The 23,011-nt window shown below is 75.0% G+C and carries 10 protein-coding genes; 6 read left to right on the top strand and 4 right to left on the bottom strand.

Features of this window, described 5'->3' with window-relative positions; genetic code table 11:
* Positions 1–41: 41 nt before the first annotated feature.
* From O7606_RS17745 to O7606_RS17730, 4 genes are read right to left on the bottom strand one after another with little or no spacing between them, the layout of a single operon-like run.
* The gene (locus tag O7606_RS17745; RefSeq protein WP_281595144.1) at positions 42–533 is read right to left on the bottom strand and encodes a nuclear transport factor 2 family protein; all 492 of its coding nucleotides are present in this window, start codon (positions 531–533) and stop codon (positions 42–44) included.
* Positions 534–538: 5 nt separating this feature from the next.
* Positions 539–1,474, bottom strand: coding sequence for an SDR family oxidoreductase (locus O7606_RS17740; RefSeq protein ID WP_281595143.1), 936 nt, complete (start codon positions 1,472–1,474; stop codon positions 539–541).
* Positions 1,471–3,024: a hypothetical protein gene (locus O7606_RS17735; RefSeq protein ID WP_281595142.1), complete on the bottom strand. Its 1,554-nt coding sequence runs from the start codon at positions 3,022–3,024 to the stop codon at positions 1,471–1,473. Before O7606_RS17735 ends, O7606_RS17740 begins: the two co-directional genes overlap by 4 nt.
* A gap of 5 nt (positions 3,025–3,029) precedes the next feature.
* Positions 3,030–10,490, bottom strand: a complete 7,461-nt coding sequence (locus O7606_RS17730; RefSeq protein ID WP_281599739.1) for a non-ribosomal peptide synthetase — start codon at positions 10,488–10,490, stop codon at positions 3,030–3,032.
* A gap of 446 nt (positions 10,491–10,936) precedes the next feature.
* Between O7606_RS17730 and O7606_RS17725 the strand changes: the two genes are divergently transcribed.
* The 6 genes from O7606_RS17725 to O7606_RS17700 all read left to right on the top strand — a co-directional run bounded on the left by O7606_RS17725 (position 10,937) and on the right by O7606_RS17700 (position 23,007).
* Entirely contained in the window at positions 10,937–12,304 is a 1,368-nt protein-coding gene (locus O7606_RS17725) for a cytochrome P450 (RefSeq protein WP_281595141.1), read from the top strand.
* Between the two features lie 137 nt (positions 12,305–12,441).
* Positions 12,442–13,839, top strand: coding sequence for a glycosyltransferase (locus tag O7606_RS17720; protein WP_281595140.1), 1,398 nt, complete (start codon positions 12,442–12,444; stop codon positions 13,837–13,839).
* The gene (locus tag O7606_RS17715; RefSeq protein WP_281595139.1) at positions 13,836–14,936 is read left to right on the top strand and encodes a sulfotransferase; all 1,101 of its coding nucleotides are present in this window, start codon (positions 13,836–13,838) and stop codon (positions 14,934–14,936) included. The genes O7606_RS17720 and O7606_RS17715 overlap by 4 nt, the downstream gene beginning before the upstream one ends.
* Before the next feature lie 409 nt (positions 14,937–15,345).
* Positions 15,346–16,743, top strand: a complete 1,398-nt coding sequence (locus O7606_RS17710) for a DUF6002 family protein (RefSeq protein WP_281595138.1) — start codon at positions 15,346–15,348, stop codon at positions 16,741–16,743.
* A 16-nt stretch (positions 16,744–16,759) separates the two neighbouring features.
* Complete coding sequence (locus O7606_RS17705; protein ID WP_281595137.1) at positions 16,760–17,971, top strand: condensation domain-containing protein; 1,212 nt, start codon at positions 16,760–16,762, stop codon at positions 17,969–17,971.
* Entirely contained in the window at positions 17,968–23,007 is a 5,040-nt protein-coding gene (locus tag O7606_RS17700) for a non-ribosomal peptide synthetase (protein WP_281595136.1), read from the top strand. Before O7606_RS17705 ends, O7606_RS17700 begins: the two co-directional genes overlap by 4 nt.
* Positions 23,008–23,011 lie beyond the last annotated feature (4 nt).

Raw genomic sequence — 23,011 nt, 5'->3', positions numbered from 1 at the left:
CTACATCGGGGCAGTAGTGGCCTCGACGGCCGCGGAGGCCACTACTGCCGGGCAGTAGCACCATCTTGCCGGGATCCCCGGCGGACGGACGCGACCAGGGCGCGCCAGGCGTGGGTGACCGAGGCGGCGGCGCGGATGGTCGCCAGCGGGTTCCAGAAATCCCGGAAGTGCACGATGCGGCCGTCGGAGAAACGCACCACCGAGATGTAGACCTGGTGGAACGGCCGCCCGGTGGCCACGCCCCGGCCCTCGCCCACGAACTCGGCGACCACCAGGTCCGGATCGGTCGTCTCGTGGAAGGTGAGGCCGGAGAAGCGGACGTCGAGCTGCTTCGGGAAGTCCTTCATGTGCGCGTACAGCTCGTCGTGCCCGACGAACCGGGACGGCACCCCCGGCAGCGGGTACGGGAACTCCAGCACGCCGTCCGGCGCGAACAGCTCCACCCACTCCCGGATCCGGCCGGCGGTGATGAGGTCGAGGTTGCGGGCGAACAGCTCCTGCGCCTGCGTCCGGCGCTGCTGGTCGGTGTCCACGTCGGTCACCTTTCGAAGTCGGTGGGCACGGGGTCGCTGGGCCGGGCGGCGGGCGACGGGTCGGCCCGGGTCAGCGCGGTGAGGTTCCGGTCGATCAGGCTGTCCGGCAGCAGCCGGGCCGCCAGGCTGGCGAGCCGCACGTCGGGCCCGACCGGGTAGCGGGTCCTCGGCCGGGCGGCGGTCAGGGCGCGGGCCACCGTCCGGGCGTACTGCTCGGGGGTGGTCCGGCTGCGGCGGACCTGGTCGGCGTTGCGGCGCAGGAAGGCCCGGAACGGCACCCGGTACAGCGCCGCCGTCGCTTCCGGCACGTCGGCGATGACCTCCTCGCCGGCCCGGTCGACCTTCTCCCAGATCGGGGTACGGATCGCGCCCGGTTGCACCACCGAGACCGTGACGCCGTACGGCCGCAGCTCGCGCCGCAGGCTGTCGCTGATCGCCTCCTTGGCGAACTGAGCCGCCGCGTACGCGCCCAGGTACGGCAGCGCGACCCGGCCGAGCCCCGAGGTGACGTTGACGATCCGGCCCCGGCCGACCCGCAGCAGCGGCAGGAACGCCTGGATCGTCTCGACCTGGCCGATCACGTTCGTGTCCAACTGCCGGCGGAGCTGGTCGGCGGGGAGGCACTCCAGCGGGCCGGGTTGGACCACGCCGGCGTTGTTCACCAGCCCCCAGAGCCCCGCGCCGTCGAGCCGCCGGGTCACCTCGTCGACCGCCTGCCGGATCTGCTCGGGCTCGGTCACGTCGACCCGCAGCGGACGCAGCCGACCGTCGGGCGACTCGGCGCGCAGCCGTTCGCCGTCGGCGGCGGCACGCACCCCGGCGAAGACCTGGAAACCGACCGCCGCCAGGTGCAGCGCCGCCGCCCGGCCCAGGCCGGACGACGCGCCGGTGATCACCACCGTACGGCCCGCCGGCGTGAACCGCCCGGCTCCGCGTGTCATGTTCGGCTCCTCTCCGTCGGTGGCGTCCCGACCGTCGGCCGGCAGCCGGTCGCGGTGAGCACCGCGTCGACGCTCGCCGCCACCAGGCTGGTCGCCCGGCGCGGGGACAGCGCGTCGGCCACGTAGGTGAAGTTCCAGAAGAGCTGCCCGTGGCTGGTGTTCACCGTGGCGACGAAGTAGCCGCACACGGAGAGCCCGGCGACGAACTGGGCGCCGGAGAGCCGCCACGGGCCGACCCGGTCGGGGAACTCGTACCGGCCGATGTTGGACAGGCACAGGTTGACCGGACCGGACCGTTCCATCGTCCCGACGAACCGCCCGCTGGCCCGGACCGACCTCGGACCGGAGAGCCCGACCAGGTCGACCATGGCGAAGTGGCTGCCCGTGCGGCGGCGTCGCGTGAGGTCGTCGCTGATCGCGCGGGCGAGCTGCCAGAGCGACGCGCCCGGTCGGTAGCCGACGAAGGTGGGCACGGTGGCGACGTACGCGCCGACGGCCGCTGCGGACACGGCGGGCTCCAGCGCGGCGCGGAAGGTGACCGGGGAGCCGATCGTCACGTGCCCCGACGCCGGTCGACCGGCCTCGGTGGCGACGGCCAGCACCATCGCCGCCGCGAGCGCGCCGTGCACCGTGGTCCCCTCCCGGCGGCAGGCCGCCACCAGCGCCTCGACCTGCTCCCCGGTCAGGGTCCGGGCGAGCAGCCGGGTACGCCGTTCGGTGAACGGCACGAAGCGGTCCGGCACGACCCGGGCCGGCCGCAGCCGGCGTACCAGGTAGAGGTCCCGGAGCAGCAGCCGGCGCAACCGCAGCGTCCCGAGCAGCCCCCGGTACCGACGGGGGAACATCGCCTCGCAGCCGGGCAGCGCCGGCTCGCCGGTCCGGGCTGCCCGGTCCGGTTCGGCCGATCCGCCCGCTCCGGCGGTGGTGGTGGCGTCGTGCGCCCGGGCGGCCAGGTCGATCCACTGGCGCAGCAGGGAGAGCACGGTGGTGCCGTCGGCCACGCAGTGCGGCATGGTCAGCAGCAGGTCGTGCGTCTCGTCGTCGGGCGGGTCGGCGGCCCGGGTCAGCACCACGGCCCGGCACAGTGGACCGGCGCGCCAGTCGACCCGGTCGACCAGCTCGTGCTCGTCGACCCGCCGCGCCCAGTCCGCCGCCGCCGGGTCCGCCCCGCCCGGCTCCGAGGTGTCCGCCGGGCCCGGCTCCGAGGTGTCCGCCGGGCCCGGTGCCGGGGTCGGCCGGGCCGGTCCGGCTCCGGCCAGCCGGAGCAGCGGGATCGGCCGGTCGGTCGGCACGAACCGGGGGGACCGTCCGTCCGGCGTGGCGGCGATCGCCACCCGCAGCAGCGGGTGCCGTCGGCGCAGCCGGTCCAGGGCGTCGCGCAGCAGCCCGTCCGGCAGCGGCCCGCGCACCTGGACGCGGGCGACGACGTTGAGCGGTGAGATCTGGTCGGCGATCCAGTACCAGCGTTCGAGCGGGCTCAGCGCCCGCCGTACCTCGGTCGTGGGCGCGTCCACCGGCGTCCGGGGGCGTCGGGGCGCTCCGTCTCCCACCGGCGTCACCGGCCACCGCCCACCGGGTCGGCGCCGGCCCGACCGGCCGTCGGGGCGGACGAGCCGGCCAGCAGCCCGGTGATCCGGCGGGCCACCTCCACCACGTGCGGCGGGTCCATCAGGGCGAGATGGTCGCCGGGCACGTCGAACACGTCGATCCGGCCGGTGGTGAGCCCGGCCCACCCGTTGCACGGGTCGAGGTGCTGGGTCCCGGCGAGGTCGTGCATCGGCCTGAGCAGGGACGGCAGCGGGTCGGCGGCCCGCAGCAGGGTGAGGTCCAGGTCGACGACGTCGGGCCGGTAGGTGACGATCGCCTCCCAGTTGGCCCTGAACACCTCGAACAGCCGGCGGACCGCCGTCCGCGACTCGTCCGGGCGCAGCACCCCGGCCGCGCCGGCCCGGCGGGCGACGAAGTCCAGCCGTTCCTGATGGGACGTCAGGCTCGCCGGGATCGGCTCCAGCGTCGGCCGGTCCTGGTCGAGCGGGATCAGCTCCCAGAAGAACCAGTCGAGCAGGAGGTCGTCGGCGACCGGGGCCGGATCGCCGGGACGCCTGGCGATCGGGTCGATGAGGATCAACCGGTCGGCTCCCCGGGCCAGGGGGTCGAGCTGCCGGGCCGCGTGGTCGAGCTGCCGGGCCATCTCGAAGGCCACCATGCCGCCGAACGACCAACCGCCGATCGCGTACGGGCCGTGCGGCTGGACCCGGCGGATCGCCTGGAGGTAGCTGGCCGCCAGCTCCGGCACGGACCGCTTCGGCTCGGTCCCGGCGTCGACACCGGCCGCCTGGAGCGCGTAGACCGGCTGGTCCCGGGGCAGGTGCCGGGCGAGCGGGAGGTAACACAGCACGTTGCCGCCGATCGGGTGCACCAGGAACAGCGGCGGTCGGTCCCCGCTGGCGCGGATCGGCACCAGCGGGTCGAACGAGGCCGGGTCCGCGCCGCCCGCGCGCAGCAGCTCGGCGAGGCTGGACACGGTCGGGGCGGTGACGAACGCGGTGACCGGCACGGCGACGCCGTACCGTTTCTCGATGAGCGTGACCAGGCGCATCGCGGTGAGCGAGGTGGCCCCCAGCTCGAACAGGTCGTGGTCGACGCCGACCTGCGGCAGGTGCAGCAGCTCGGCGATGATCTCCGCGAGGACGTGTTCGTACCGGTTGCGGGGCGTCACCGGCCGGGTGGCCTCCACGCCCAACGGCAGCTCACGCAGGCGGCGGTCGTCGCGTTTGCCGCTCGGGGTCAGCGGCATCTGCGGCAGCCAGTGGAACCGGGTGGGGACCAGGTGCTCGGGCAGCGTCTCCCGGAGCCGGCGGCGCAGGGCGGTCAGGTCGACCCGGTCCGGGTCGCCGACGAGGAACGCGGCCAGGAAGGCGTCCACGTCGTCCCGCCGTCGTACCACGACCGCGGCCTCACGCAGGCCCGGATGCGCCGCGACCAGTTTCATGATCGCTATCTCGGCTTCGAGCGGCTCCACCCGGAAGCCCCGGATCTTGGCCTGGGTGTCGGTGCGCGCGAGCCAGACCAGGTCGCCGTTGGGCAGCACCCGGGCCAGGTCCCCGGTGCGGTAGATCCGGTCGCCGGGCGGGCCGAACGGGTTGGGCACGAAGCGTTGGCTGGTCAGTACGGGCTGCCGGTGGTAGCCCCGCGCCACCTGGACGCCGCCGAAGTACAGCTCCCCGACGACCCCGGTCGGCACCGGACGCAACCGGTCGTCCAGCAGGTACGTGTCGACCCCGGGGATGCCCGGCCCGATCGGCGGCAGGTTCGGGAAACGTTCCGGGTCGCCGGCCATCGGGTACGCGGTGACCAGGTGGGTCTCGGTCGGCCCGTACTGGTTCTCCAGTACCGCGCCGGCCGGCAGGGCGGCGACGAACCGGCGGATCTCGGCGGTCACCCGGAGCTGCTCGCCCGAGGAGATCACCACCCGCAGCGCGCGGGGGTGGATGCCGAGCGTCACCGCGGTCTCGGCGAGCTGCTGGAGCGCCACGTACGGCAGGAAGACCCGCTCGACGCGTTCCCGGTCGAGCAGCCGCAGCAGCGCCGAGGGGTCCCGCCGCTGCCGCTCCTCGACGATCTGGAGAGCGCCGCCGGCGCTGATCGTGGTGTAGATCTCCTGGAACGACACGTCGAAGCTGAGCGGCGCGAACTGGAGGGTGACGCCCCCGGCCGCCCCGCTGACCGCCGCGACCTGCCATTCCTGGTAGTTGTCGAGGGCGGCGTGGGTCATCGCCACCCCCTTCGGCACGCCGGTGGAGCCGGAGGTGAAGAGCACGTAGAGCAGGTCGTCCGGGCGGATCGTGGGCAGCGGCGCCGGCGCGACGTCGCCCAGGTCCTCCACGACGAGGGTGAGCGCCGGCTCGCCGACCAGCCCGGCGTGCCGCCGGTCGGTGACGACCCGGACCGGTCGCGCCTGGTCGAGCATCGCCGCGATCCGCTCCGGCGGGTAGGTCACGTCCAGCGGCACGCAGGCCGCGCCGGCGCGGGCGATGCCGTAGATCGAGGCGATCATCTCGGGGGAGCGGCCCACCGCGACCCCGACCAGGTCGCCCGGTCGGACCCAGGCCCGGACCAGCGCGTAGGCGATCCGGTTGACCTCGTGCTGGAACCGCGCGTACGTCCACCGCCGGTCACCGGCGGCGACCGCGACGGCGTCCGGGGTCCGTCGCACGTGCCCGGCGAGCCGACGGACGACGTCACTGCGCGCCCCGACCGTCCCCTGCCCGGCGGTCGTCACCGGGCCGGTCGTCGGCGGGCCGGCGGTCGTCTGCCCGGTCGTCGGCGGGCCGACCAGAGCCGGGCCGACCAGGACCGGGCCGGCGAGGAAGTCGAAGTCCGGCGGGGCGTCCGGCTGGTCGGTGATCCGGGCGAGGATCCGCAGGTACGTGTCGGCGATCAGCTCCGACTGCGCCCGGGTGATCCGTCGGCGGTCCGCGTCGACACGCAACGAGACGCGCTGCTCCGCCGGATGGACGAACACGTTCAGCAGCAGCGTGAAGTTGGTCTCCTCCCAGGCGTCGAAGCCGAGCGGCTCGATCGTGGGCAGGTCGAGCAGCGGCGCGAGGACGTGCATGTGCACGTAGTTGAAGGCCAGCTCGAACACCGGCCCGCCGCCCCGGTCCTGTTGCATGGCGTGCAGCGGGTAACGCCGGTACGGCTGGCACTCCTGCTCCTGCCGGTGCGCCTGACGGACCGCCGCCAGCCAGGACCCGGCCCCGGGCCCGAGCCGCACCGGCACCGTGTTGAGGAAGAGCCCGGCCGTCCGCTCCGCCCCGGCCCGCTCCGGGCGACCGTGCGTGACCAGCCCGGCGGTCACGTCCGTGACGCCCGAGTACAGCCGCAGCGTCAGCAGGTAGGCGGCGAGGTACACCGACTTCACCGGCAGCCGGTGCGCCTGGGCGAAGGCGCGTACCCGCTGCTCCAACCCCGCCGGCACGGGGACCTGGTGCGACGGCGACTCGTCGCCGCCCGGCGGCTCGTACTGCCGGAAGCCGTCGAGCTGGGTGAGTTCGGCGCCGGCGAGCCGGTCGGCCCAGAACCGCCGGTCCGGCTCCGAGGCGAGCGCCTGGCGTTCCGCCCCGGCGTACGCGGCCGGGCCGGGCAGCGCCGTCTCGACGACCGCCTCGATGCCCGCGCCGACCAGGTGCAGGTAGTCGCGGAACAGGTCACCGACGACGGTCGCCACGCTCCAGCCGTCCAGGAGCACGTGGTGGAAGCTGAACACCAGGTCGACCACGCCGGACGGGAGCAGGTGCGCCCGGAACAGGAACAGCGGCGGCCGGTCGAAGGCGTACCGGTGGTGGCGGCGCTGACGCATGTGCGCCAGCACCTCGGCGCGGGCCGCCGCCGGGTCGAGGGCCCGCAGGTCGGCGACGTCGAGACCGCCGGCGACCCGGGCGTGCACGATCTGCAACGGCTCGGAGAAACCCCCCAGGTCGAAGGCGGAGCGCAGGCCCGGGTGCCGGGCGACCAGCCGCTCGTACGCGACGCGGAACGCCTCCTCGTGCCACGGCATCCGGACCGAGTAGCGGAACACGTCGTGGTAGGCGGTGGCCGCCTCGTGCTCGCTGCTGTGGAAGAGGAGCCCGAGCTGGAGTGCGGTGGCGGGGCTGGCGTCCTCGGCGTCGCCGAGCCGGGCCCGGTCCAGCGGGGTGACCAGCGCGAACGGGCCGTCCACGGTGGGCTGGTCGGTCGGCGCGGCGTGCCGCACCAGGGTCGCCAGCTCCGCGACGGTCGGCCGTTCGGCCAGGTCGGCGAGGGTGAAGCGCAGACCGTGCCGCTCCGCCTCGGCGCGCACCCGCAACGCCAGGATCGAGTCACCGCCGATGGCGTGGTAGTCCTGGTGGATTCCGACCGACGGCAGGTCGAGCACCCGTGACCAGATCTCGGCGAGCGTCCGCTCCACGTCGTCGCGGGGCTCCTGCTCCTGCGCCGGCCGCTGCTCCGCCCCGGGGGCGGGCAGCGCCGCGACGTCGAGTTTGCCGTTCGGGGTGAGGGGCAGCCGGTCCAGCCGACCGAACAGGGCGGGCACCATGTAATCCGGCAGGCGCCGCAGCAGGTGGCCGCGCAGCCGTACCGGATCGATCTCCTCGTCCGCCACGTAGTAGCCGACCAGGTAAGCGCCCCGGTCGGCGGAGGCGCGGGCGACGACCGCCGCCTCCCGGATCCCGGGGTGGCCGGCGAGCGCCTGCCGGACCTCGCCGGGCTCGACCCGGTTGCCCCGGATCTTCACCTGCCCGTCGAGGCGGCCGAGGTATTCGAGGCTGCCGTCGGCGAGCCGGCGGGCGAGGTCTCCGGTGCGGTACATCCGGCCGACGCCCCGCACCGGGTCGACACCGAACCTGGCGGACGGATCCGCCCCACCGGCCCCGCTGGTGGCGCCGGCGTGGCCCAGGTAGCCACGGGCGACGGCGATCCCGGCGACGCAGAGCTCACCGGGCACGCCCACCGGTTGCGGCTGGTCGTCGCGGCCCAGCACGTAGAGCCGGACGTTGTCGATCGGCCGTCCGATCGGCACCCGCCGGGTCGGCCGGTCCGGATCGGGGTGGCACTCGTGGTACGAGACGTCCACCGTCGCCTCGGTCGGCCCGTACAGGTTGACCAGCCGGGGCCCGGCGGCCGGGCCGGCGTTCCCGGTCCCGGCCGGCGGCGTCGACGGTGGCTGCTGGAAGGTCCGGTGGAACCGGTCGACCTGGCGGGCGGGCAGCTCCTCACCGCTGGCGAAGACCAGCCGCAACGAGCCGGCCTGCCGCCGCCGGTCCGGCGCGCCGGCCAGCAGATCGAGGAACGGCCCCAACATCGACGGTACGAAGTGGACGACGGTGACGCCGTGCCGGGCCATGGTGGTCGCCAGCGCGCGGGGGTCCCGGTGCGCGCCGGGGCGGGGCAGGACGAGCCGGGCGCCCGCGAACGACCACCAGAACAGCTCCCACACCGACACGTCGAACGTGACGGGCGTCTTCTGCACCAGCACGTCGGCGCTGTCCAGGGGATACCGGCGCTGCATCCAGGCCAGCCGGTTCACCACCGAACGGTGCTCGACCATCACCCCCTTGGGTCGCCCGGTCGATCCCGAGGTGTAGATGACGTACGCCAGGTCGGTGGCCCGGGCGAGTGGCGCGACCGGGTCGGTCGGCCACGCCCCGAGCGTGTCGAGGCAGCGCACGGTCGGGCCCGGCACGGCGTCCCGGTCGCCGGTCCCGGTCCGGCCGCGCGAAGCCCCGGTCAGGACCTCCGGCGCGAGGCGCGTGCCGGAGGTCAGCAGCACCTTCGCGCCGCTGTCGGCGAGCAGGTACCGGATCCGGGCCGGCGGGTTGTCGGGGTCGACCGGCACGTACGCCCCGCCCGCCTTCAACGTGCCGAGGATCCCGGCGAGCAGCTCCGGCCCGCGTTCGGCCAGGATGGCCACCCGGTCGTCCCGGCCGACGCCGTCGGCGCGCAGCGCCTGCGCCACCTGGTTGGCGCGCGCGTCGAGGTCGGCGTAGCTGAGCGTCCCGCCGCCGTCCACCACCACGGCGACCCGGTCGGGCGTGCGGGCCGCCTGCTCCTCGAACAGACCGTGCAGCGTCACCCCGGCCGGTTGGGCCACGGCGTCGCCGTCGTGCGCCCCGGTGACCTGGTCGTGTTCGGCGTCGGTGAGCATCGGGATCCGGGCCAGCGGCTCGTCGGGCCGGTCGAGCGCGTTGCCGACGAGGGTGCGCAGGTGCCGGCCCAGCGCCTCGACCGGGAAGTCCTCGTCGAACACGTCGAGCGAGTAGTCGAGGTCGACCGTCAGCGTGCCGTCGTCGTACTCGTTGACCAGCACGGCCAGGGCGTCCTGCTCGTGCACCCGGCTCGCGCCCACCGTCCGGTGGGTGACGCCGGGGATCGGCAGCGGCTGCGGCCAGCGCAGCCAGGAGAGGGTGACGTCGTAGAGCTGACGGGGCCCGTCGGGCGGGACGACCTCCCGCATCAGCTCACCCCGGGACAGCCGCTGGTGGGGGTGTGACGCGCGCAGGGTCCGGCGCAGCTCGGCGGCGACCTCGCTCATGGTGCGGGCGCCGGGGACCGCGACCGGCACCGGCAGCTCGTTGGCGAAGTGGCCGACGGTCTGCCGCTGCGCGTACGTGCTCCGGTTGAGCACCGGCACGCCGAGTACCACCCGGTCGGCGCGGTGCACCCGGCCCAGGTAGACCGCCAGGGCCGCCGCGAGGAAGGTGAACGGCGACTGACCGGTGGCCCGGATCCGGTCGACGAGCTCCCGGCGCAGCGGGAAACTGTGCCGGCCGGTCCGGTAGCCGCCGGTGGCCCGGCGGGGGAACAGCGCCGGGGTGACCCCGGCGAGAGCGGCGCGGAAGTGCCCGACGTCGCGTCGTCGCTGGTCGGATCCGGCGTAGTCGGCCATCTTCCGCGCCAGCTCCAGGTAGGAGCGGGCACGGTCCGCCGTCGCGTCCGCGTCCGCCACCGAGGGGGCGCCGGCCTGCTCCGGGCCGGCGGTGGCGGAAGGCTGCCCGGTGACGGCCGCCGCGTAGCGGGCGCAGACCTGGCGCAGCAGCAGCCGGGCGCCCCAGCCGTCGGTGACCAGGTGGTGCGCATTGAGGTACGCGTAGGTGACGGAACCGCTCTCCCGCAGCAGGGCCAGCCGGTACAGCCGGCCGCGACGCAGGTCGAACGGTCGGGAGAACGCCCGCGCCATCCAGGAATGGCAAGCCCGGCGCGGATCCGGGGCGCTGCTGAAATCGTGAACCTCGACCGCCGCAGGCTCGGGATCCACCCATTGGTAGGGCTGCCCGTTCTTCTCGTCGAAACGTAACCGCAACGCGTCGTTCAAATCTATCGCCTGCTCCACGCAGGCCAGCAGAAGGGCGTGGTCGAGCGGGCCGTCGAACTGTTCGTATCCGCAGACGTTAAACTGTGGAAGGTCCGGAGATAAACGACTTGCTGCCCAGATGTCTGATTGATAGGTGGTTAGCGGCGTCCGGCCCGCTTCCATCAGTTGGTCACCTTTCTGCTCGCCGCCCGCGCCGGTCCGGCCGCCCGGCGACCATCCAGGATCGCCTTGGCGGCCGAGTGCGCAGGTGACGGCGCTGCGGTAGAAATCAGCCGCCACGGACGGAGCACGCGACGGCAGAGGTCATGCGAAGTCGGCTACCTGTTACTGACGTGCGGGTGGCGCAACCCTTTGGATCGTTTTCTTGTTACGCCGCCGTCCCCCCTGCTGATAACACGGGGTCAGCGTACCCGAAGAGCGACCCACTGTCATCGGCGGAAATCGATATGGACAAACCGGGGTCCAGTGGCCGTGCAAGCTGGGTGGTTGCGCCACATTCATCGACTACTGTATAAGTGGTAATTCGGGTGGCGCGGTGCAACCAGATTACGTTGATCAATGCGCTGGCAAAGCCGTCCAACCAGCGGTTCTGAGAGGGAATGGTGTCGGTGGACGCAACGGGTCGACGCTCCGGGGACGACGTCCCGCACCGCTCGGCGGCGCGGCCGGCGGTGGGGCCGGGCACCCTGCTGCGGTGGACCGCCCGGCACGGGCTGCTGCGGCTCGGCATCGCCACCGCCGCCCGCCGGGGCGACGCGCAGGCCCGCCTCTTCCTCGACCCGGCGATCCGCGCGGACCCGTACCCCTTCTACCGTCAGGTCCGGCAGGACGGCGCGCTGGTCCGGGGCCGCCTGAACTGGAGCACCACCCGGCACGACGTGGTGACCGAGGTGCTCCGGGGGGACGCGTTCAGCGTGCACCCGGACACCGTGCCGGTCCCCTTCCCGGTCACCGTGCTGCGCCGGCTCGGCCGGCTGCGGATGCCGATCGGGCCGATCGACCCGCCGTCGATGCTCGTCGCCGACCCACCCGGGCACACCCGCTACCGACGGCTCGTGGTCCGGGTCTTCACCGCGCGGGCGATCGAGGGGCTGCGGCCCCGGGTCGAGCGGCACTGCGCCGACCTCCTCGACGACCTGGGCCGGGCCGCCCCGGACGACGGGCCGGTGGACCTGGTCGCCCACTACGCCGGCCTGCTGCCGGTCACCATGATCGCGGAGATCCTCGGTGTGCCGGTCGGGATGCGGCGACAGTTCCTGGAGTGGGGCGCCGCCCTGTCGCCGGCCCTGGACCTGGGCCTGTCGCTCGGCCAGTTCCGTCGGGTCGAGGCCGGCATCCGGCAGCTCGACGGCTGGCTGCGGGGACACTTCGCCCGGCTGCGCGCCGACCCCGGCGACGACCTGCTGAGCCAACTGGTGCGTCCGGGCGGCGACGGCGAGCGGCTGACCGGGGACGAGCTGGTCGCCCTCGCCGGCCTGCTGATGGCCGCCGGCTTCGAGACGACCGTGAACCTCCTCGGCACCGGCACGGCGCTGCTGCTGGCCCATCCGGAGCAGCTCGCCCTGCTCCGCGCCGAGCCGGGCCGGTGGCCCAACGCGGTGGAGGAGATCCTGCGGCACGACTCCCCGGTGCAGACGACCGCCCGGTACTGCCGGGCCGACACCGAGCTGGCCGGGGTGCCGCTGCGCCGGGGCGAGGTCGTGGTGCCGATGCTGGGCGGCGCGAACCGGGACCCGGCGGTCTTCGTCGACCCGGACCGCTTCGACGTCACCCGGAGCAACGCCCGCGACCACCTCTCCTTCTCCAGCGGGGCGCACTACTGCCTGGGGGCCAGCCTGGCCCGGCTGGAAGGCGAGATCGGCCTGCGCAGCCTGTTCGAGCGGTACCCCGACCTGACGCTCGCCGGGCCGCCGGGCCGCCGACCGACCCGGGTGCTCCGGGGCTACGACCACCTGCCGGTACGGCTGAAGCCGTGACCCGGCCCGAGGCGACGGAACCCGACGGGTCAGGAGCAGCCGACGTGTCTGGAGCAGCCGACGTGTCTGGAGCAGCAGGGATGCCCGCGGCGCACGACATCCCCGGAGCGGCGGAGTCGTCCGGAGCTGGACCGGTCATGTTCGCCAGCCCGGCCCACCCCGGGCAGCTCAACCCGCTGCTGACCATCGCCGCCGAGATGTCCCGCCGGGGAGAGCCCGACCTCTGGTTCAGCGTGGACGCCGAGGCCCGGCCCCGGGTCGAAGCGGCCTCCGTCGGCAGCCCGCTGCGCTACCTGCCCGGTGCCGACGAGCCCGTGCGGATCGAAGGCGAGCTGTACGCGGCGATGGCCCGGGGACCGCGTACCACCGCCGGTCTGGCCGCGCTCACCCGGACCATGCAGACGGCCGCCGGCACCGCGCAGGTCTACCGGCGGACCCTGGCCCACATCGACCGGGTCGCTCCCCGGCTGATGGTGGTCGACGTGATGAACATCGGCGCGCTCGACGCGGCGACCACCGCGGGCGTGCCGTACGTGCTGAGCGTGCCGTACCCGGTCAGCGCCGTCTACCTGAGCCGCCTGCCGTGGGGCTACCCGACGCCGACCTCCGGGCTGCCCCGCCGGCTGACCGGGCGGCAGCAGGTGACGAACGCCCTGTACCGGGCCCGGCTGCACCTGGCGCTGCTGCGCGCGGTGGCCGGGCCGGCCTGGCGACGCCGGGCCCAGGGGTTGGCCAACCCGACCGGCGACCCCGCCCGGTACGCGGCAGCCGCGGTCGCCGTGTTCGGCTACACCCTGTTCGGGCTGGAGTACCCGTTCCCCGCCCCGGACCACCTGCACCTGCTCGGCGCGATCGTGCCCGACCCGCCGGCCGGCGAGCCGACCCGGCCGGCGCCGCCGGCCGACGGGCTGACCGCCTGGCTGGACGGGCAGCCCAGCGTGGTCTACGTCTGCCTGGGCACCCTGGCCACCCTCTCCGCCGCCCAGCTCGACGCGTTCGCCGAGGCGTTCGGCCGGCTCGGGCCGGAGCACCGGGTGCTGTGGAAACTGCCCGCCCGGCAACGCGCGGCGCTGACCGGGCCGCTGCCGGCGAACGTCCGGGTCGAGGAGTGGATCCCGTCCCAACTGGCCGTGCTCGCCCATCCACGGGTACGGGCCTTCGTCTGCCACGGCGGCGCGAACGGCTTCCACGAGGGCGTCCACTTCGGGCAGCCGATGCTGCTCACCCCGTTCTGGTTGGACTGCTACGACATCGCCGCCCGGGGGGTCGACGCGGGGGTCGGGCTGGCCCTGGACCACCCGCCCCGGGTGGACGCGGACGAGGTGGCCGGCAAACTGCGTCGGCTGCTGACCGAGGAGGGGTTCCGGCGGCGCAGCCGGTACTGGGGCGAGCGGAGCCGCCAGGCCGGCGGGGCGGCCCGCGCCGCTGACCTGCTGCGCGACCTCTCCGGCCGAACGCGGGAACTGCCCGGCCGCGCCGATCGGACCCGGGAACTCACCGGCCGCATCGGTGACCGAACGGAGGGCACGGCATGACCGCGCAGGCGCTGCGGATCCTCGACAAGGTGTCCCCGGGCGAGTTCTTCCCCGCCGTACCGCAGAACTTCGTGGTCCGTGCGGACGGGCAGTTGCCGGCGCGGGACCTGCTGGACCGCCCGGACGTCAGCCTGCACTGCCTGGACCTCGACGAGCGGCGGGCGTACTTCGTCGAGACCACGCCGGGGGTCGACCTGACCCGGGCGCCGTTCCTCTACCTGGCGCAGTACCGGCACGCGCGGCGGCTCTTCGCCGTGCCGTTCGACACGCTGCACCGGCTCGCCGGGGAGGCGCCGGACCCGGCGCGGCTGATCCTCACCTACTCGGTCGGGCGCTGCGGCTCCACCGCGGTCAGCCACGCCCTCGGCGCGGTGGCCGGCGTGCGCGGCTACTCCGAGCCCGACGTGTTCACCCAGCTCACCCTGCTGCGGTACGAGCAGCCGGGCCGGGACGACGACGTCGCGGAGCTGATCCGCAGTTGCGTCCGGCTGCTCGGCCGGGGCGCCGGGACGCTGGCCGTCAAGTTCCGTGCCGGCGGCGTCCAGCTCGCCGACCTGTTCCACCGGGTCTTCCCGGACGCCCGGGCGATCTTCCTCTACCGGCATGCCGAGCGGTGGCTGGAGTCGATGCACGCCGGCTTCACCCCGCACCTGCCCGACCCGGCGGAGCAACGCACGTTCCTGCGGTACGCCGCCGCCCAGGCCCCGCTGCTGATGCCCTTCGCCCTGCGGCGTCAGCGGCCACCCACCCCGGTCGAGGCGTACCTGCTCACCTGGCTCTCGGTCATGGACGCCGGCCTGCGCCTGGGGCGGGCCGGCGTGCCCCTGCGGCCGGTGCGGTACGAGGACCTGGCCGCCGACCCGGCGGCGACGCTGGCCGGGCTGCTGGCGTACTGCGGGTTGCCGGCGGACGGGATCGAGGCGGCGTACCGGACGTTGGCGGTCGACTCCCAGGAGGGCACCCTGCTGTCCCGGGCCAGCCGTCGGCTCGCCGGCACGCCGGGGCTGCGCGACGAGGAGTACGCCCAGGCCCGCGCCGTGCTCGCCGAACATCCGACGATCGACGTGCCCGACTTCGTGGTGCCCGACTTCGTGTGAACTTTGGCGCAAGAACGGGCCTGCGCGCGCCCGTTGTCGCGCTTTGTCAACGGCCGAGAACTGCCGGTAAAAGTTGCCGCGACAGTTAACTTTCAGTTGTTCAGCCGTTTCTCTCCGCTCAATGTCAAGCGTCGCATACCACTGACGACGACCCTCGTGGGCTGGGCCGGAGCCGGCAGGATACTTGCCGTACCAGGCTTCTGCCACCCGCCCTCATCGGTCCGTCCGGCCGTCACGGTGTCACTTGTAAATTGCTCGGCCACCGCTTGCCAACCGCATGCGGCGGTGTTTAGGTAGGCCACGGGATTGTCGGGCAGATCCTTTTTTGCCCGGCGGTGCTTCCCGCGTCCTGTCTCGTCGCACCCGCGCGCCGACCGGTCTCGCCGGGTGCGGACAAGGAAGTGAGCACATGGTTCCGTTGTCGCCCCTCGAACCCGCCACCGTCGGCGTCGTCGAAGCGCCCCTGGTCGAGTTCGACGAGGGCGTCCGGGCCGCCGCGGCGCTGGTCCGCGCCGAACGGGGCGACGACGGCCCGGACGTGCCGCTCGACCCACCCGCCCCCGACGCGGCCCTGGCCGAGTTCTACGCCGCCGGCGCGGTCGCCTTCCGGGCCGGCGGACGGTACCGGGACCTCCAGTGGCACCTGCTCGACCTGATGGGCAACCCGTGGACCCGCACCACCAAGACCGGCCCGTCGCTGCTCATGGTCGCCCGGCTCGTCGCGCACCTCCGGCGCACCGGCGAACGGATCATGATCGTGACTCCCACCTCGGGAAACAAGGGCACCGCCCTGCGGGACGCGGTAGGCCGCGCGCTGGACCTCGGCCTGGTCACCGACGAGCACCTGCGCATCGTGACCGTGGTGCCCCGGCCGTCCCTGGGCAAGCTGCGCCACTCCCGGCTCGCCGCCACCCCGGCGCGCTGCCGACGCAACCCGATCGTCGTGCAGGACACCGACCGGGGCGACGTGGTCAAGCGGCTCGTGGCGGAACTGGTCGAGACGACCGGCGACGAGGTGTACCGCCGCACCGGGTTCCGCCTGTGGAACTCGCTCGACCTCGACAACTACCGGATCGCCGACGCCACCCGCGCGTACGTCGAGCAGGTCTGCTCGCCGCCACCGGCGGCCGGCGGCCGGCGTACCCACCTGCACTCCGTCTCCAGCGCCTTCGGTCTGCTGGGGTACGAGCTGGGCCACCGGGTGCTGACCGACGGCGGGTGCGCCCCGAACGCCCACCGGCCCTGGTCGCACCCGGCGTACTTCCTGGTGCAGCAGCTCGCCACGCCGGACATGGTGCTGTCCCTGCGGAAGGGGACCTTCGACCGGGACGCGCTGCCGGCGTACCGGCTGGACCCCGACGGGCTGTACCGGCAGGACGGCGACCCGGCGTTCCCGGCCGTCACCCACCACCCGGACGAGTCCGTCGACCCGACCTTCTACACCCGTCGCCCGGCCACCGCCGCCGGCTTCGGCGAGCTGGTCGCGCGGCACGGGGGCGGCGGCATCGTGGTGTCGCTGCACGAGTGCCTGACCGCGTACCCGAGGGTGCGCCAGATGCTCGCCACCGTCGACGTCGAGCTGCCCACCGACCCACGGGAGCTGCGCGAGTGGTCGCTGGTCAAGGCGTTCACCGGGCTGATGCTGGCCGTCGACCGGGGGCTGCTCGACGACAGCGGCGAGGTCGTGGTGCACGGCTCCGGCTCGTACACCGACGCCTCGCTCGCCCCCGCGCCGGCCGGGACGCTGCGGACGGCCGCCGCGCCCACGGAGCTGGCGGCCCACGTCCGCGCGGCAGCCGAGGCGTGAGGGGCGAGTAGTCCGGATGTCGTCCCGCCCCCTGTCGCGGCCGGAGATCCGCGCCTGGATCTCCAGCGCCGCCAGCCCGCGACCAGCGGAGCAGAACATGGTGCAGGCCTACCGTCTGCCCCGGCCGGTCGACGTCGACACGCTGCGCCGGAACACGGCCGCGCTGCTGGTGAACCATCCGACCCTGCGGACCGCCTACACCCTCGGCCCGGACGGCGACCTGGTCGCCACCGCGCTGGCGCCGACGGCAGCGCCACCGGTCCGGGTCCTGGCCGCCGACGGCGAGGAGCAGGCCGCCGCCCTGGTCGCCGAGCACGCCGGCGAGGAGTTCGACCTGGCCACGCCGCCCCTGGTCCGGGTGCTCGCGATCCGGGTCGGCGCGGACCGGCACTGGGTGGCGGTGGTCGTGCACCACATCGCGGCGGACGGTGACTCGTTCGCGCCCATCTGGGCGGACCTGCTGGACCGGCCCGGACCGCCGGCCCCGGGTTACCGGACGCACGTCGAGGAGCTGCTGCGGGAGCGCGCCTCCGACGCGTACGCCGAGCATCTGGCCTTCTGGCGCGCGGGGGCCGGCGAGCTCGGCGCGACGCTGCGGAGCATGGCCGCGAGCGGCACGGACGACGGCGCGCCGGACGGGGCCTCGTTCGACGTGCCGACGGCCGACTGGCACGGGGTCGTCGAGCTGGCCCGGGCCGAGGGCGTCACGCCGTTCACCGTGGTCGTCGCGGCGTTGGCCCGCGCGGTGGGCCGGCTGCTCGGCCTGGACCGGGTCGCGATCGGCGTCGCCGTCTCCACCCGTACGCCGGGCCCGGCGCAGGCCCGCGTGGTGGGCAACTTCCTGAACATCGTGCCGATCGTCTTCCCCGGCGCGGACGCCGGGGTGGGCGAGGTGGGGGACCGGCTGTTCGAGGCCCTGGCGCACGCGACGGTGCCGTTGGAGGAGATCCTGAGCCTCGCCGCCGGTGACGCGCGTGACTTCCACCGGCAGCCGGTCAGCGTGACCGCGACCGGCTTCGCCGCCGCCGGCCCGCTCGACACGGCGGCCGGTCCGGCCGAGCCGGCGCTGGTCGACCAGGGCGCGTCGAAGACCGCGCTGAGCCTCTACCTGGAGATCCATCGCCGGCACGCCACCGTGCACCTGGCCGGTGGCGTCGACTTCCGGCTGCTGCCGGCCCGGTCGGTCGTCGGGGAGATCCGACGTGAGCTGGCGGCGTCGCCCCGATGACCAGAGTGGACCTCCTGATCCGGGAGACGGCCCGACGGCGGCCCGACGCGGTCGCGGTCACGCTGACCGGCTGCCGGTGGGAGTCGCGCGCGTCGTCCGCGCTCACCTTCGCCGCGCTCGAACACCGGATCGGGGAGCTGGCCGGCGCCCTCGCGCGGTACGTGCCGGGGCCGGAGACCGTGGTCGCGGCGGAACTGTCCGGCACTCCCGCCGACGTGCCGCTGTCGTTGGCGGTGCTGCGTGCCGGGGCGACGCTGCTGCCGCTGGACCCCGCGCTGCCGTACCGCCGGTCGGCGCTGCTGATGGACCGGGCCGGCGCGCGGGTGTTCGTCACCGACGAGCCACGGGCCGGCGCGGGCCCGTGGCGGCAGGTCCGCCCCGCCGACCTCTACGCGGCCAGCGCCGCGGCGGTGACCGCCCCGGAGCCGCACCCGGACGCGCTCAGCCACGTGATCGCCACCTCGGGCTCCACCGGGCTGCCCAAGCTGGTCGGCGTCACCCACCGCAACGTCGCCGCGTTCCTCCGGGTCTTCGCCACCTACGGCCTCGGCCCCGACGACCGGGTCGCCCGGGTGCTGCCGCCGCACTTCGACGTCGGCCTCACCGAGACGTGGGCGGCCCTCGCGGCCGGCGCGCAGGTGTGCTACCTGGAACCGCACCTGGCCGACGACCCCGCCGCGCTCGGCGTCGCCCTGGACCGGACCGGGTGCACGTTCGCGCAGCTGACCGCGTCGCTCTGGGAGCGGCTGCCGGAGCTGCCGCTGCCCCGGCTGCGGGTCGCGGTCACCGGCGGCGAGACGCCGTCGCGGGAGGTCGTGCGGCGGTGGAGCCCCGGCCGGCGGTTCTACAACGCGTACGGGCCCACCGAGACCACGGTGTGCGTCAGCAACCAGCTTCTCGGCGTCGGCGACGAGCCGGCGCTGGCCCCGGGCGCGCCCGGCGTGACCCTGGCCACCGGACCCGACGCGGACCGGGCCGAGCTGCTCATCGGCGGGGCCATGGTCACCCGCGGCTACCTGGGTCGGCCCCGGGAGACCGCCGCCGCGTTCCGGCCCGACCCGGCGACGCCCGGCGGTCGCCGGTTCGCCAGCGGTGACCTCGTCGAACGACGCCCGGCCCCGGACGACGACCCCGACCACCGGCGATCCGGGCCCGACCGGTTCCGGGTCCTCGGCCGCGTCGACCACCAGGTCAAGATCGGCGGCAGCCGGGTCGACCTGGTCGAGGTCGAGAGCGTGCTGCGGGACGTGCCCGGGGTGGTCGAGGCCGCGGCGCTGGCGGTCGACGGTCGACTGGTCGCGTTCGTCACGCCCGCGCGGGCGGACGTCGGGGACTGCCTCGGCCGACTCGCCGCCGAGCTGCCCGCGGCGGCCGTGCCGCAGCGGGTCCACCCGCTGCCCGCCCTGCCGCTGACCTCGTCGGGCAAGCGGGACACCGCCGAGCTGCGCCGGCTCGCCCGGGCCGAGCCTCCGGCCCGGCCCGCTCCCGTGCCCGCCGGCGACCCGCGCGCCGGGCGGGGCGGCCCGGTCGGCGCGCAGCTCGCCCCGCTGGTCGCCCGCTGCTGGGCGGAGCTGCTCGGTCGGCCCGTCGACAGCCTCGACGGCTCGTGGTTCGACGTCGGCGGGACGTCGCTCGGGCTCCAGCGGCTCCGCGCCCGGCTCGCCGCCGAGTCGGGCCTCCTGGTACGCGGTGAGCACCTGCTCGCCGACCCCACCGTCGAGGGGATGGCCGCCGCGCTGGCGGCCGGCACGCCCCAGAGCGGCGAGGCGACGCCCACCCCGACCGGGGCGACGCCCACCCCGACCGGGGCGCCCGGCGACGCCATGTCCCCGGGGCAGGAACGGCTCTGGTACCTGCACCACGCCCTGCCCGACAAGGCGGCCTTCACCGTGGCCGACCTGCACGAGGTACGCGGACCGCTGAGCCTGGCCGCGCTGCGCGCCGCGCTGACCCGGGTCATGGCCCGGCACGAGGCGCTGCACACCTGCCTGCTGCTCACCGAGGACGGACTCCGCCAACGGGTGCGGCCGATGTCCCCGGCAGAGGTCGACCTGCGGGTCTACGCAGCCGACGACGCGCTGCCCCGGCAGGAGGAGGAGTTCGTCACCGCCCGGCTGGCCGAGTGCTTCGACCCGGCCGGCGACCCGATGCTGCGGCTCAGCGTGCTCAGCGTCGGCGACGACCGGCACCTGCTGCTGCTCACCGCGCACCACGCGGCCGTCGACGGCTGGTCCGCCGGCCTGCTCCGGCACGAGCTGGGCCGGCACTACGCCGAGGCGACCGCCGACGGCCACTTCGGCGGGACGGCCGGCGGCGGCCACTTCGGCGGGACGGCCGGCGGCGGCCACTTCGGCGGGACGGCCGGCGGCGGCCACTTCGGCGGGGCGCTGCCGACGGCGCGGCCGTACCGCTGGTTCGCGGCGGAGTCCGTCGCGCGGCGGCACACCACCGAGGCGAAGCTGTCGGCCGTGGCGCTGCGCGACCTGCTCGGCGAGCGCACGCCGCGCGGTGATCTCGGCGAGGCGGGCCGACCGGCGGTGGTGGTCGACCTGCCCGGCGAGCCGGGACTGCGCGACGAGGTCGCCGCGATCGCCGCCCGTGCCGGGACCACCCCGTTCGCGGTGCTCCTGGCGGCCGTCGGCCTGGTCGTCCGCCGGCTGGCCGACCCCGGGTACGACGTGGTCGCGGTGCCGGTGGCCGGGCGTACCGAGACCCGCGACGACCACAGCGTCGGCTACTACTCGAACACCCTGCTGCTGCCGCTGGACGTCGACGGGAACGCCACCGTCGCGGACTGCCTCACGACGCTCACGTCCCGGCTGACCGAGGCGCTCGACCACCAGGACGTGCCGATCCAGGACGTGGTGGAGACCCGGTCGGCCGGCGTCGGGCAGCCCTTCGCGCTGATGTTCACGTACCAGAACGCCCCGGACCGCCCGTTGCGGCTGGCCGGCGCGTCGGTGCGGCGGCGGACGGTACGTCCGACGGTGACCCGGGCCGGCCTGGAGTTCGACGTCCGGGACGACGACGGCCTCACCCTCCAGGTCGTCGGCGACGCGAGCCGTTTCGACGAGGCGCTGCTGGGCGCGCTGGCCGGGGCGGTGCGCCGGGCAGTCCGGGCGCTCGCCGAACCGGACCGGCCGCTGTCCGGCATTCCACTCGGGGACCCGCGGGACCCGGCCCGTCGCCCGGTCCGGCCGCTGCCGTACCTGGCCGTGCACCGGATGGTCGAGGCGCAGGCCGCCCGGGCGCCGCACGCGCCCGCCGTGGAGGCGCACGACGGCCGGCTCGACTACGCGGAGTTGGACCGGGCCGCCGGCCGGCTCGCCACCGGTCTGCGCGCGCACGGGGTCGGCCCGGAGAGCCGCGTGGTGATCGCCCTGGACCGCTCGGCGCGGGCCGTGGTGACCATGCTGGCCGTGCTCAAGGCGGGCGGCGCGATGGCCCCCGTCGACGCCGACCTGCCGCCCGCGCGGATGGCGCGCACGCTGGACGTGGTCCGACCCGCCCTGGTGGTCACCGAGACCGCGGACGGCGCGCCGACGGGCTGGCCGGTCGTGACCGGCGACGGGATCGACCGGATGATCGCCGCCGACGTGCCGGAGCTCTCCGTGGACGTCCCGCCCCGGGCCGCGTGCTACGCCACGTTCACGTCCGGCAGCAGCGGCGTGCCGAAGGGCATCCTGCTGGACCACGCCACCGTGCGCGCCCTGTTCGCCTGGTACGACCAGCACCTGCCGGTCGGCCGCCGGGTGTTGCAGTACACCAGCCTGAGCTTCGACCCGTCCCTACAGGAGATCTTCTACACCCTGTCGGCGGGCGGGGCGGTGTGCGTGCCGGCCGACGAGGTCCGCGACGACTTCGTGGCGTTGGCGCGCTACGTGGCGGACGAGCGCATCGACGAGCTGGTGCTGCCGACCGCGGCCGTCCACCCGCTCGCCCAGGCGTGCCTGGACCACGGGCTGCGCCCGGCGGACCTGCGCCTCGCCGTGGTGGCCGGGGAGCAGTTGCACCCGGGGGTGCTGGACCGGTGGACGGCCGAGCTGCCGAACCTGACCATCTGGAACCACTACGGTCCGGCCGAGACGCACGGCGTGACCGGGTACGTGCTGCCCCGCTCCGCCCGGGACTGGCCAACCCGCATCCCGATCGGCCGGCCCGCCGACGGCACCCGCGCGGTCGTCCTCGACGCCCACGACCACCCGGTCCCGGCGGGGGCGACCGGTGAGCTGTACCTGGGCGGGCGGCAGGTCGGCCGGGGGTACGAGAACGATCCCCGGCGTACCGCCGAGCGTTTCCTGCCCGACCCGGACCAGCCGGGCGCGCGCCGGTACCGCACCGGCGACCGGGTCCGGCTGGTCGACGGCGAGCTGATCTTCCTGGGCCGGCTCGACGGGCAGGTGAAGATCCGCAGCAAGCGTGTCGAGCTGGGCGACGTGGAGGCCGCCGTCGTCGCGTCGCCGGGGGTGGCGCAGGCCGCGGCGGTGGACGTCACCACGTCCGCCGGGGAGACCGTGCTGGTCGCCTTCGTGACGGCCGACGGGACGGTGGACCTCGACCCGCACGCCCTGCGGGCCTCGCTGCGGGCCGTGCTGCCCGAGCACATGGTGCCGTCCAGCGTGTCCCTGGTCGCCGCGCTGCCGGTGACGATCGGCGGCAAGGTGGACCGGCGGGCCCTGCGGGCGACCTGGTCCACCACCACCGCCCCGCCACCGGCCGCGCCGGACTCGGCCGCGCCGCCGCCGGCCGCGCTGGGGCCGGTCGTCCCGGAGCCGGTCGCGCAGGACGCGACCGGGCCGGAACCAGGCGCGCCGGAGGCGGAGCTGCTGGCGATCTGGCGGGAGCTGCTGGAGACCCCGGAGCTGGACATGACCACCAACTTCTTCGCCGTCGGAGGCCACTCGCTGCTCGCCGCCGCGCTGGTCTCCCAGGTGAAGCGACGCTTCGACGTGACCGTGCCGATGCGCGCGTTCCTGCTCGACCCCACCCCGCAGGGCCTGGCCGCCCGCATCTGGCCGGACCGCGCCGCGGGATGACATC

The sequence above is a fragment of the Micromonospora sp. WMMD882 genome (assembly GCF_027497255.1).
Taxonomy (GTDB): domain Bacteria; phylum Actinomycetota; class Actinomycetes; order Mycobacteriales; family Micromonosporaceae; genus Micromonospora.
Note: the sequence above shows the minus strand (reverse complement) of the source record. Positions and strands in the feature narration are given on the sequence as shown.